The sequence below is a fragment of the Enterobacter sp. BNK-34 genome, from assembly GCF_048684445.1.
Lineage (GTDB): Bacteria > Pseudomonadota > Gammaproteobacteria > Enterobacterales > Enterobacteriaceae > Enterobacter > Enterobacter pseudoroggenkampii.
The window spans coordinates 818,244-830,869 of sequence record NZ_JBLQUA010000001.1 but is presented as its reverse complement, the minus strand read 5'-3'; the positions used below and the strand labels follow the sequence as shown (position 1 = coordinate 830,869).

Sequence of the window (12,626 nt, the reverse complement as noted above, 5' to 3'; positions counted from 1 at the left end):
CGGGGAGGGCGCTCTCGGACTATTTTACGTAGACGATCTCATTGACGTACCAGCTGGCTTCGCCGGCTGGGGTCTGCACGACGGCCAGATCGCCCACTTCCTTTTTCAACAGCGCGCGAGCCATCGGGGAGTCGATGGAGATGTAATCCTTACGACCAAAAATTTCATCGTAGCCGACAATGCGAAAGCGCAGGGTGTCGCCGTCGTCGTTTTCAATCTCCACCCACGCGCCGAAGAACACTTTGCCCTCCTGCTGCGGTGAGTAATCGACAATTTTGAGATTCTCGAGGCACTTCGTCAGATAGCGAACCCGGCGGTCAATTTCGCGCAGCCGCTTTTTGTTGTACTGGTAGTCAGCGTTTTCGCTGCGATCGCCCAGGCTCGCGGCCCAGGTCACTTTTTTGGTCACTTCAGGACGCTCTTCGCGCCAGAGGTAATCCATCTCTTCTTTGAGCTTCTCATACCCTTCGCGGGTGATCAGGGGCGTTTTCATGGTAAAGCCTTTGCTGCCGGTTTTCTGTCTTGCGCACAATACGTACCACACAGTGTAACAGACAGGATTAATAATGATTTATGTGATGAAATGAACAGATAAGCTGCTGTTAAATATGCTTTGTAACAATTTCGACTAGAATTTATACCAGAATTAACTGGTCGAATACGTGCACTTTTTTAGAATACGCTGTTACAAAGACTATCCGAACCTTTGGGAGTACACACAATGCAAGAGAACTACAAAATTCTGGTCGTGGATGACGACATGCGCCTGCGTGCGCTGCTGGAACGTTATCTGACCGAGCAGGGCTTCCAGGTTCGTAGCGTCGCGAACGCTGAGCAGATGGACCGTCTGCTGACCCGTGAATCTTTCCACCTGATGGTTCTCGACCTGATGCTGCCTGGCGAAGACGGGCTTTCTATCTGCCGCCGTCTGCGCAGCCAGAGCAACCCGATGCCGATCATCATGGTGACGGCGAAGGGAGAAGAAGTTGACCGTATCGTGGGCCTCGAAATCGGCGCCGACGACTATATTCCAAAACCGTTTAACCCGCGTGAACTGCTGGCGCGTATTCGCGCTGTCCTTCGCCGTCAGGCTAACGAACTGCCTGGCGCGCCGTCGCAGGAAGAAGCCGTCATCGCCTTCGGCAAGTTCAAGCTGAACCTCGGTACGCGCGAGATGTTCCGTGAAGACGAGCCAATGCCGCTCACCAGCGGCGAGTTTGCGGTCCTGAAAGCGCTGGTCAGCCACCCGCGTGAACCGCTTTCCCGTGACAAGCTGATGAACCTGGCGCGCGGTCGCGAATACTCCGCAATGGAACGCTCTATTGACGTGCAGATCTCCCGCCTGCGCCGCATGGTGGAAGAAGATCCGGCGCATCCTCGTTATATTCAGACCGTATGGGGTCTGGGCTACGTGTTCGTCCCGGACGGCTCTAAAGCATGAGGCGAATGCGCTTCTCGCCGCGTAGCTCGTTTGCCCGCACCCTGTTACTGATCGTCACCCTGCTGTTCGTCAGCCTGGTGACGACCTATCTGGTGGTGCTGAACTTTGCGATCCTGCCGAGCCTCCAGCAGTTTAATAAGGTCCTGGCCTACGAAGTCCGTATGCTGATGACCGATAAACTGCAGCTGGAGGACGGCACGCAGCTCGTCGTTCCCCCGGCGTTTCGCCGTGAAATCTACCGTGAACTGGGCATTTCGCTCTACTCGAATGAAGCGGCGGAAGACGCGGGCCTGCGCTGGGCGCAGCACTATGAATTCCTCAGCCAGCAGATGGCGCAGCAACTGGGTGGCCCGACGGAAGTGCGCGTTGAGGTCAACAAGAGCTCGCCCGTCGTCTGGCTGAAAACCTGGCTGTCACCCAATATCTGGGTGCGCGTCCCGCTGACCGAAATCCATCAGGGCGACTTCTCGCCGCTGTTCCGCTACACCCTGGCGATTATGCTGCTGGCGATAGGCGGCGCGTGGCTATTTATCCGTATACAGAACCGACCGCTGGTCGACCTGGAGCACGCTGCGCTGCAGGTCGGTAAAGGGATTATTCCTCCTCCGCTACGCGAGTATGGCGCCTCGGAAGTCCGCTCGGTGACGCGCGCGTTTAACCATATGGCGGCAGGCGTGAAGCAGCTGGCGGATGACCGTACGCTGCTGATGGCGGGCGTCAGTCATGACCTGCGCACGCCGCTAACGCGTATCCGTCTGGCGACGGAGATGATGGGAGAAGAGGACGGTTATCTCGCCGAGTCCATCAACAAGGATATCGAAGAGTGCAACGCCATCATCGAGCAGTTCATCGACTACCTGCGCACCGGTCAGGAGATGCCGATGGAGATGGCGGATCTGAACGCGGTGCTGGGCGAAGTGGTGGCGGCGGAAAGCGGCTACGAGCGCGAGATTGATACCGACCTTCAGGCGGGCGAGATCCAGGTACGCATGCACCCGCTCTCCATTAAGCGCGCGGTGGCCAACATGGTGGTTAACGCGGCGCGCTACGGCAACGGCTGGATTAAGGTCAGCAGCGGCTCTGAACTCAACCGCGCCTGGTTCCAGGTGGAAGACGACGGTCCGGGCATCAAGCCCGAGCAGCGTAAGCATCTGTTCCAGCCGTTTGTGCGCGGCGACAGCGCGCGCAGCACCAGCGGTACGGGCTTAGGCCTGGCGATTGTGCAGCGTATTGTGGATAACCATAACGGACTGCTGGAGATTGGTACCAGCGAGCGGGGTGGGTTGAGCATTCGCGCCTGGTTGCCGGTTCCGGTGACGCGAGGGCAGGTGAAAGAGAGTTGAAAAAAGGGTGGCACGAGCCACCCTTTTTTGTAGGTCGGGTAAGGCGAAGCCGCCACCCGACATGGACTACAGTTTTGGACCCGCACTCACCAGCGCAGCACCCGCCGGGGTATCGGTGTACTTCTCGAAGTTCTCGATAAACAGCTTCGCCAGCGATTCCGCTTTCTCACGCCACTGCTCCGGCGAACCGTACGTATTGCGCGGGTCGAGGATATGCGTATCCACACCCGGCAGCGACGTTGGGATCGCCAGGTCAAACATCGGCAGAGTGAAGGTTTCGGCGTCGTCCAGAGAACCATCCAGAATGGCGTCGATAATGGCGCGGGTATCTTTGATGGAGATACGTTTGCCGGTGCCGTTCCAGCCGGTGTTCACCAGGTATGCCTGCGCGCCGGATGCCTGCATGCGTTTCACCAGCACTTCAGCATACTGCGTCGGGTGCAGCGACAGGAAGGCCGCACCGAAGCAGGCGGAGAAGGTTGGGGTTGGCTCCGTCACGCCGCGCTCGGTACCCGCCAGCTTGGCGGTGAAACCGGAGAGGAAGTGGTACTGCGTCTGGCTGGCCGTCAGGCGAGACACCGGAGGCAACACGCCGAACGCATCCGCCGTCAGGAAAATAACCTTCGTGGCATGACCCGCTTTTGACACCGGCTTCACGATATTGTCGATGTGGTAGATCGGGTAAGAGACGCGGGTGTTTTCCGTTTTCGACGCATCGTCGAAGTCGATGGAGCCGTCGGCACGCACGGTGACGTTTTCCAGCAGCGCATCGCGACGGATCGCGTGGAAGATATCCGGCTCGGCCTCTTCAGACAGGCGAATGGTCTTCGCGTAGCAGCCGCCTTCAAAGTTGAATACGCCGTCGTCATCCCAGCCGTGTTCGTCATCGCCAATCAGACGACGTTTTGGATCGGTGGACAGAGTCGTTTTCCCGGTGCCGGACAGGCCGAAGAAGACCGCCACGTCGCCTTTTTCACCGACGTTCGCCGAGCAGTGCATGGAGGCGATGCCCCGCAGCGGCAGCAGGTAGTTCATGACCGAGAACATCCCTTTCTTCATTTCGCCGCCGTACCAGGTACCGCCGATCAGCTGGATACGCTCGGTCAGGTTGAAGGCAACAAAGTTTTCGGAGTTCAGACCCTGCTCTTTCCACTGTGGGTTGGTGCATTTCGCGCCGTTCATCACGATGAAATCAGGGGTGAAGTCCTGCAGCTCTTCGTCGGTTGGACGAATAAACATGTTTTTCACGAAATGCGCCTGCCAGGCCACTTCGGTGATAAAACGTACGGAGAGACGGGTGTCGGCGTTAGCGCCGCAGAAAGCGTCGACAATAAACAAACGCTTGCCGGAAAGTTGCTGGGTGACGAGCCCTTTCAGGTGCTGCCAGGTTTCCGGAGAGAGCGGTTTATTGTCGTTCTTCCCTTTGCCCTTGTCAGCCCACCACAGCGTATCGCGGGTGGTTTCGTCTCGGACGATATACTTATCTTTCGGCGAACGACCGGTAAAGATACCGGTATCGACGGCGATAGCACCAAGATTCGTCAACACACCACGCTCGTATCCTTCCAGTGCTGGATTGAGCTCTTCCTGATACAGCGTATCGTAGTCGGGGTTGTAGACGATTTCCTGGACGTCGTGAATACCATAAGCCTTGAGATCTTGCGGGGTTAAACCAGTAACACGCATATCACTGCTCCTTAGCCAATATGTACTGCCTGAAATTGTAGGGTTTTTCTGGGGTTGTTTACCGCGACGGGGCTCATAGATTCATGCATCTGGACAAAACCCTTACTAACGGAAAACGCTGCGACTCCAGTCACAGCGCAGGCGGATTATCGCAGGAATCGCTTTTTGGGTGGGGAAAATGTTCCGAAAAGGTTAAAGACTGGTGATTTTATCGGAAAGAATGTGAATGTAATCGCATACACGTAAGAAAATTACGTAAGAGTTACATAGGGAAAACGATTCAGCTTGGGTGGAGTTTTTTCCCCTCACCCCAGCCCTCTCCTCAAAGGGGAGAGGGTTATAGGGTGAGGGAAAGAGGTTTAGTGAACCTGTGGATCTGCCGGGGAGGCGTTATTGCGGATCTCAGCGATATCCATTGAATTGAACACATAGTGCGTACCGCAGTAGTCACAGTGCATATCAATTTCACCGTCTTCCGCCATGATGCTGTCGATCTCTTCGTCCGGCAGGGTTTTCAGTGCGCCAGCGCAGCGTTCGCGGGAGCAGGTGCACTTAAATTCCACGGACTGCGGGTCGTAAACGGTCACTTCTTCTTCGTGGTACAGACGCCACAGCACGTCAGTCGCTGACAGGTTGAACAACTCTTCCGCTTTGATGGTTTCTGTCAGCGTCGCCAGGTGCTCAAAGTCATTGGTCTGTGCGTCCTGCGCAGGCAGAACCTGCAGCAGCATACCGCCCGCAGCAGGCTGACCGTCCACTTCACCGGTGCGGATGAACAGACGCGTCGGCAGCTGTTCAGAACGCATGAAGTAATCTTCCAGGCAGGCCGCCAGGGTATCGCCTTCCAGACCCACCACGCCCTGATAGCGCTCACCTTCCTCAGGGGAGATGGTGATCACCAGGTAGCCATTACCCACCAGCGTTTTGAGGTCTGCATTTTCAGGCACGTCGCCCTGAACGCGCGCGACGCCGCGCATCTGCTGCTGGTTATTGCCGTTGATGACCGCCAGCGTCATCGGGCCGTCACCCTGCAGCTGCACGGTGATATCACCGGCAAACTTCAGCGTCGCCGTCAGCAGGCTGGTGGCAACCAGCAGTTCGCCCAACAGGGTCTTCACCGGCAGCGGGTAGTTGTGGTTTTCCAGAATCTGTTTCCAGGTTTCAGATACGGTGACCAGCTCGCCGCGCACGGCGAATTGTTCAAACAGATAGCGGTGTAATTGGTCGTGTTGGGCCATTTTCATCTCTCGTGCGGGTGAGGTTATTCAGTCTCACCGTGTTTAAATTTCATCAGGTCGCGGCGCTCTTTTTTATCCGGTCGCCGGTCCGGGTGAGGCATCGTCAGCGCGTTCATTTTGCGCGCCAGCGCGGTCTTCTCGCGCTTTTCAATGCTCTCCGCCGTCTCTTCATAAAGCAGTACGGCTTCCGTTGCGGGTCGACGTTGTTCGGTAATGGCTTTAATCACTACCGTACGTTCATCGTTGCCCTGACGCAGCGTTAAGGTGGCATTCAGCTCAACCAGCTTGCTCGGTTTGCTGCGCTGGCCGTTGTAATGCACTTTTCCGCCGTCAACCATCTCGCGGGCAAGGGCGCGTGTTTTATAAAAACGCGCCGCCCACAGCCATTTATCCAGTCTTACCCCGTCAGAGGGTTTTTCTTTCATGGCGTCTCCTTCACGGTCAGTGAGGGGATCATCTGGCGATAGTCGTTCAGTCCAGGGTGGCGCAGATAGCTTTTTTCAGCCAGGCCAGAGTCAGGATTGGTAACGCCCAAACAGTAGCGGATGCCAAACTTTGCCGCGGAATCCAGAATGGGCTCGCTGTCATCAATGAACAGCGTACGTTCTGGCTGCAAACCCGTCTCTTCCTTCACCGCATGCCACAACCGCTGATCCTCTTTCGGATAACCAAATGTGTGGGTGGAAAGTAATAAATCAAGGTGCGACGCCAGACCCGTATGCTCCAGCTTCACCGCCAGATTATGTGGATGCGCGTTGGTCAGTAAAATACGGCGCTTGCCGCTTGCTTTCAGCGCATCCAGGAACGGAACCGTATCCTCGCGCAATACGGCGCGTGGACCCTGGGCGGTGGTCATGGCACAAATATCCAGACCAAGGCGATCGCTCCAGTAGTCAAGACAGTACCAGTTTAGCGTATGTTGGACCGCGCTATATTGCGAACGAATGAATGCCTGCGCTTCTGTCGGGGAGATCCCCTGCTGCTCGCCATAGGTTTCAGGAACCAGCGTTTGCCAGAAATAGTTATCAAAGGCGAGATCGAGCAGCGTGCCGTCCATATCCAGCAGAACGGTATCAACCTCCTGCCAGGCGATATCAAGATGCATTAGGGGGAACTCCAGCCAGAAGAAACGTGCGCGACAGGGTAGCACATCTTGTCGCGCAACGACGTTATCAGATCAGGCTCTCAGACGAGGGGATCAGCTTAGGATTGAGGCAGTTTTCGTAATATTGCTGGATCTCGGCAAGCCGGGTGCGCGAGCGCTGGTAGCGGCGCAGGGCCATAAAGCCGTTCCAGAAAATGGCAATCAGCATTGCGGTCATCAGCAGAGAGGTGCCGATGTAACGCCATAGCCCTGCGCTATCCGGCATCCGGTGCAGGCCGATATGGCGAGTGCCGTTGGCGTCGGTGTAAAGGCTTGTGACGATCCCTTCGGCACTGAACGGCGTTTGCATCAGCATCTGCGCCAGGCGCTGGAATTGGCTCCACTGCTCCTGCGCCGGGTAGTCGTAAAGCGCAACCTGCGGGTAAGGCTGATCGACCAGGTCGCTGCCCTCATCGCTGACAATCACAAACCCGCCCGGTGCCGGGCTGTTCAGCGCCTGAGCCGCTCGGGTGGTCTCGCGCATCATGAACGGCGACGTGGAAGTGGCGACCAGGTTATCCAGCGATTCAGCGCTCACCGGACGCAGCAGCACGTTAACACCGTCCAGTCGTCCCGCTTCGGCGCGTTTCACCAGCGAGTCCCAGTCTTTACTGTTACCCAGGTTTACCAGGGCGTTTTTAAGACGTATGCACTCATCCTGAGAGGAGCATAAATCCTGCGTTTTCAGGACGATGTCACCAAAATCATCCAGCAGAACCATGCCTGATTTCTGAATGGCCGAGCGCAGCGCGGGGCTGACGCGCGAGTCATCGTCCGTTTTCGGGTGCAGCTGGCGGTTCACCGTCTGGGTAAGGGCCGTGGCTTTATTCACCACTTCGGATTCCGGCAGCGGCAGCGGCGGCGCGTCGTTCCAGATAATTTGCGAGCAATCGAACGGCATAAACGGCGAATTCTGGCGGGTGTTCCACGCCCCCGGGGTGTGAATATTACACATCCCGGTACCCTTCAGGCGCAGCGTGTCCCCCACGCGCACACCGGCTTCATCCAGCTTGTTGACGCTGGTCGCTTCGATGGTTTGCGCCCCTTTGATCCACGACAGGGTGAATTTGATGGGCATATCCAGCGGCACGAAAAGCAGCAGCATGACTAAGACCAGCGCCGCGCCTCCGGCAATGACCGTGCTGCGAAGCCAGTGCTGAAGCGGGAAATTTTTCACTTCATCATGCAGGGATAAGAAGCGCCCCTGACGCACAACGTGTCGGTCAAGGTAGATATCAATATCCGTTTTCTGACCCAGGTCCTGCGCAATCCACGGTTGCCAGTGGCGCGGGTAGATCAGGTCGATAATACCGAGCGAAATATTATTGAGATGTTCCTGATCGTTTTCACCGAACAGGCCCCAGCGCTTTGGCGTACCGCGCAGGCAGTGGATCTCGCGCAACGAGGTTTTGGCCGGTGGGGCAAAGAGACCCCAAAGCCCGGCCGCCAGCAGCAGCACCGCGCCTCCCGCCAGCCAGGGGACAAACACATCCGGCGTCAACAGGCAGACAAAAAAGAGCAGGAAGGCGGAGACGATCAGAAGCGCTTCACGAATGCCGTCCGGGCGGCTCAGGGCGTACTCTTCATGGGTTTCCTGGCGAATATTCAGCAGTTCGATCTGCTCAGTTTCTTCGCCACGAATAGAAGCCTGCGTTGAACTCGCACGCTCCAGCGCAAAACGCGGGGCTTCCTGAAGGTATTCATTCAGCGTGTGGCCGTTAAGCGAAATAACCAGGGGCAACGAATCGGTGTGAATCAGCTCAACGCTGTTTTCGTCATTAATGTATTGCTCCCAGGACGGAGGGAGATGCACTTCGACGGAATCCAGGTAATAGCGCCATTTGTTGGGGTCATCAGTAGTGATGCCATAGCGCGTGATGGAGCGCGTCACGCAGAGCACGGTATCACTTTGCGCATTGAGCTTTAGCGCGACGGGTGCGGCGGTAGCTCCCGTTGGCCCAGGCGTGAGCTGAGAACGGTTCAGGATTTCGAGATAGTTTTCAACTGCATCGCGCTCGTCTTGCGTGAGTTTACGCGTGGTCGCGCCCGCAAATGCATTTAAAAAGGGCAGACGATAACGGCGCTGTACGCGGCGCCTGTACATCCACCCTGCAACCAATGCGCCGGCCAGCATAGCAGCGAGAACAATCAAAATGGTGCTCATGCTTTCCCCATCTTACTTATCTTACAGGTGTAGTCAGTAGCACCTTTACATTGAATGAGTGTCTGTGGTTGGCTATCGGCAAGTATGGAGTCGAACTTGAGCATTCTGAAGCGCATCCCAGTGACCGGTGATGATAGCAAAGCCTGTTATGGCGCGATATCAGCAAATTCCTGGAAACATTTCAACCTCTTGACATTTGTTTTGAATTGAGGATTGATTCCTGCTAGGTTGCACAAATGTAAATACAGAACAATTGACATTGCCGAAACCGTGCGGCGTATCGCACAATAACCCCAGTTCTCACTGCTAAGACCCATCACGATGAGCAAACCACTACAAAAACCCACCATTCTGAATGTTGAAACTGTCGCCAAATCGCGGCTGTTTAATGTTGAAAGTGTGGACCTGGAGTTCAGCAACGGTGTGCGTCGCGTTTATGAACGTATGCGCCCCTCGTCGCGCGAAGCGGTGATGATTATTCCCATTATCGACGATCATCTGATTTTGATCCGCGAATACGCTGTGGGAACGGAATCTTACGAGCTTGGGTTCTCGAAAGGGCTTATCGATCCGGGTGAAACCGTCTTTGAAGCGGCCAACCGCGAGCTGAAAGAAGAGGTCGGTTTCGGGGCGAATGAGCTTTCATTCCTGAAAAAACTGAGCATGGCGCCGTCCTATTTTTCCAGCAAAATGAATATTGTGGTCGCTGAAGATCTCTATCCTGAATCGCTCGAAGGGGATGAGCCGGAGCCGCTGCCGCAGGTTCGCTGGCCGCTGGCGCACCTGATGGATCTGCTGGAAGACCCTGACTTTAATGAGGCTCGTAACGTGAGCGCGCTGTTCCTGGTTCGGGAGTGGCTGAAGGGGCAGGGGCGGCTGTAGGCCATAAAAAAAGCCGGGTGGCGGCTTCGCCTTACCCGGCCTACGATGCTTTGCCCGGTTTTTACCGGGCATTTTTATGTTTAGAACAGCTCGTGCGTTTCGCCGTTGTCAATGATCTCTGTACCCACCTCGTGCACCGCCTGTGTGGTTGGCTGGGTGCCCTCAATGAAATACTCTTCGCGACTGTTACCGCCGTTGGCGAGCTGACCCGTACTGCGGTCGATATTGACCGTCACCACGCCTGGCGGTGGCGTCAGCGGCTGCTCCGGCACGCCTTCGAGAACGGACTTCATGTAGGCGTCCCAGGCCGGCTGCGCGCTCTTCGCTCCGCCTTCGTAGCCGGAAATCTGATCCTTAATCGCGCCGGAGGCCGTTGTACGCCCTAAATCGCGGCGGTGATCGTCGAAGCCGATCCAGACCGATGTCACCACGCCCGGCCCGTAACCGGAGAACCACGCGTCTTTCGAGCTGTTGGTTGTCCCCGTTTTACCGCCGATATCATGGCGCTGCAAATCACGTCCTGCACGCCAGCCGGTACCCTGCCAGCCCGGTTCACCGAAGATGTTGGTGTTCAGCGCGCTCTTGATCAGGAACGACAGCGGCGTGTTGATCACATGCGGGGCATACTGCTGCGCACCGGTCTGCGCCACCAGCGCCTGGTTCGCCTGTTCCAGCTGCGGCTGCGGCACAACGCCGTTCTGCTGCTCCTGCGACACGGCCGGGTCTTCCATGTCCTTGTTTTCAAGCACGTCGGATTTCGGCGTATTGCCATAAATGACTGGAATATCGCAGTCAGGGCAGGCAATTTTCGGCTTCGCTTCAAACAGCACGCCGCCCTGGTCGTTCTCGATCTTGCTGATGAAGTACGGGTCAATCAGGAAGCCGCCGTTGGCCATCACCGAGTAACCGCGTGCGACCTGAAGCGGCGTAAAGGAGGCTGAGCCCAACGCCAGCGACTCGGTGCGAACGATATTCTGCGCCGGGAAGCCGAAGCGCTGCAGATACTCTGCGGCATAGTCGACGCCCATCGCGCGCATGGCGCGTACCATCACCACGTTTTTCGACTGTCCCAGGCCCTGACGAAGACGAATAGGACCGGCATATTCCGCAGGGGAGTTCTTCGGCTGCCAGTCGGAACCGGCACCGGCATCCCAGCGGGAAATTGGCACGTCGTTCAGGATGCTGGCGAGGGTCAGACCCTTATCCATCGCTGCCGTGTAGAGGAACGGTTTTATATTGGAACCGACCTGACGCAGCGCCTGGGTGGCGCGGTTAAATTTGCTCTGGTTGAAATCAAACCCGCCGACCAGGGCCAGGATGGCGCCGTTCTGCGGGTTGATCGAGACCAGGGCCGAGTTGACGTCCGGCACCTGCGCCAGCCACCAGGATTCACCTACCTTGCGCACCCAGATTTGCTGCCCGGTTTGTACCGCGTCGGTCACTTTACGCGGCGTGGCGCCCTGCAGCGTATCCGAGCGGTACGGACGCGCCCAGCGGATACCGTCCATACGCAGGGAGACGGAGGTACCGTCCGCAAGCGTCGCAACGGCCTCCTGAGGATCGGCCTGCGTCACCACGGCAGGAAGGAGCGGACCGTAGGTTGGCAGCGCCTTCAGCGTACTGGTGATTTTTTTGCTGTCCCACGCGCTTTCGCCCACTTTCCACAGCACGTTTGACGGGCCGCGATAGCCGTGACGCATATCGTAGTCCATCACGTTGTTGCGTACCGCTTCCTGCGCCGCCTGCTGAACTTTGCGGGTGACGGTGGTGTACACGCGATAGCCATCTTCATAGGCCTTATCACCATAACGATTCACCATCTCCTGGCGAACCATTTCGGTCAGGTAAGGGGAGGCGAAGGCGATCTCAGGGGCGTGGTAGTTAGCGTCAATGACATCGTTACGCGCCTGCTCGTACTCGCTCTGGCTGATGTAGCCTTCGCTCAGCATACGTGACAGGACGACGTTCCGACGCGCGGTGGCGCGATCGAGCGAGTAGAGCGGGTTAAACGTGGACGGCGCTTTCGGCAGACCGGCAATGGTTGCCATTTCGCTTAAGGTGAGTTGCTCAACAGGCTTACCGAAGTACACCTGTGCGGCAGCCCCCACGCCATAAGCGCGGTAGCCCAGGTAGATTTTGTTGAGGTACAGCTCAAGGATTTCGTCTTTGCTCAGCAGCTGCTCAATACGGATAGCAAGGAACACCTCTTTGATCTTACGTATCAGCGTCTTTTCAGGGCTGAGGAAGAAGTTACGCGCCAGCTGCTGCGTAATGGTACTCGCCCCCTGAGAGGCGTGACCAGAGAACAGCGCAATGCTCGCGGCGCGGAAAATCCCCACCGGATCGACACCGTGGTGCTCGTAAAAACGGCTGTCCTCCGTGGCGATAAAGGCTTTCACCATCACAGGGGGAATTTGGTTTAAGGTCAGCGGAATACGACGCTTCTCGCCATACTGCGCCATGAGCTCGCCATCGGCGCTATAGACTTGCATCGGGATCTGGAGTCGCACATCGCGAAGCGTGGCGACATCAGGTAGCTGTGGCTCAATATATTTGTACAAACCGTAAATCGAGCCTGCTCCCAGCAGAATGCAACAGACTGCAAGGATGAATAAATACTTTACGAACTTCACCGGAGATTTCCCATTTGGTTTCACTTGGGCAGTTTCTAAACAATCGCGCGGTAGTATAAAGGCAAGCCTGATTCATTGATATAGCCGTCAGGGTG

10 protein-coding genes are annotated in these 12,626 nt (G+C 56.6%); 3 read left to right on the top strand and 7 right to left on the bottom strand.

The genetic code is table 11. The features are described from left to right. Positions 1 to 19 precede the first annotated feature (19 nt). Positions 20 to 493, bottom strand: coding sequence for a transcription elongation factor GreB (greB, locus tag ACMGG5_RS04315; protein WP_420277551.1), 474 nt, complete (start codon positions 491 to 493; stop codon positions 20 to 22). Positions 494 to 721: 228 nt separating this feature from the next. Here greB and ompR point away from each other — a divergent pair, with 228 nt between their 5' ends. Then, complete coding sequence (ompR, locus tag ACMGG5_RS04310; RefSeq protein WP_001157751.1) at positions 722 to 1,441, top strand: two-component system response regulator OmpR; 720 nt, start codon at positions 722 to 724, stop codon at positions 1,439 to 1,441. Then, positions 1,438 to 2,784 carry a two-component system sensor histidine kinase EnvZ gene (gene envZ / locus ACMGG5_RS04305; protein WP_008503047.1) on the top strand — a complete coding sequence of 449 codons (1,347 nt, stop codon included), beginning with the start codon at positions 1,438 to 1,440 and terminating at the stop codon, positions 2,782 to 2,784. The genes ompR and envZ overlap by 4 nt, the downstream gene beginning before the upstream one ends. 66 nt (positions 2,785 to 2,850) lie before the next feature. On the opposite strand, the gene pckA is transcribed toward envZ, so the two are convergent. The 5 genes from pckA to ACMGG5_RS04280 form a co-directional block, all read right to left on the bottom strand. Continuing rightward, entirely contained in the window at positions 2,851 to 4,470 is a 1,620-nt protein-coding gene (gene pckA, locus ACMGG5_RS04300; RefSeq protein ID WP_047652888.1) for a phosphoenolpyruvate carboxykinase (ATP), read from the bottom strand. Between the two features lie 359 nt (positions 4,471 to 4,829). Further along, positions 4,830 to 5,714 (bottom strand): Hsp33 family molecular chaperone HslO, encoded by an 885-nt coding sequence (gene hslO / locus ACMGG5_RS04295; protein WP_161495995.1) that lies wholly within the window; start codon positions 5,712 to 5,714, stop codon positions 4,830 to 4,832. 17 nt (positions 5,715 to 5,731) lie between these two features. Then, positions 5,732 to 6,133 carry a ribosome-associated heat shock protein Hsp15 gene (gene hslR, locus ACMGG5_RS04290; protein WP_023333710.1) on the bottom strand — a complete coding sequence of 134 codons (402 nt, stop codon included), beginning with the start codon at positions 6,131 to 6,133 and terminating at the stop codon, positions 5,732 to 5,734. Then, complete coding sequence (gene yrfG / locus ACMGG5_RS04285) at positions 6,130 to 6,813, bottom strand: GMP/IMP nucleotidase (RefSeq protein WP_420277550.1); 684 nt, start codon at positions 6,811 to 6,813, stop codon at positions 6,130 to 6,132. Before yrfG ends, hslR begins: the two co-directional genes overlap by 4 nt. A 67-nt stretch (positions 6,814 to 6,880) precedes the next feature. After that, positions 6,881 to 9,016 (bottom strand): intracellular growth attenuator family protein, encoded by a 2,136-nt coding sequence (locus ACMGG5_RS04280; protein ID WP_061716367.1) that lies wholly within the window; start codon positions 9,014 to 9,016, stop codon positions 6,881 to 6,883. A 321-nt stretch (positions 9,017 to 9,337) separates the two neighbouring features. Between ACMGG5_RS04280 and nudE the strand changes: the two genes are divergently transcribed. Beyond that, positions 9,338 to 9,898: an ADP compounds hydrolase NudE gene (nudE, locus tag ACMGG5_RS04275; RefSeq protein WP_023333707.1), complete on the top strand. Its 561-nt coding sequence runs from the start codon at positions 9,338 to 9,340 to the stop codon at positions 9,896 to 9,898. Between the two features lie 80 nt (positions 9,899 to 9,978). On the opposite strand, the gene mrcA is transcribed toward nudE, so the two are convergent. After that, positions 9,979 to 12,531 (bottom strand): peptidoglycan glycosyltransferase/peptidoglycan DD-transpeptidase MrcA, encoded by a 2,553-nt coding sequence (gene mrcA / locus ACMGG5_RS04270; protein ID WP_032648328.1) that lies wholly within the window; start codon positions 12,529 to 12,531, stop codon positions 9,979 to 9,981. Positions 12,532 to 12,626: the final 95 nt, after the last annotated feature.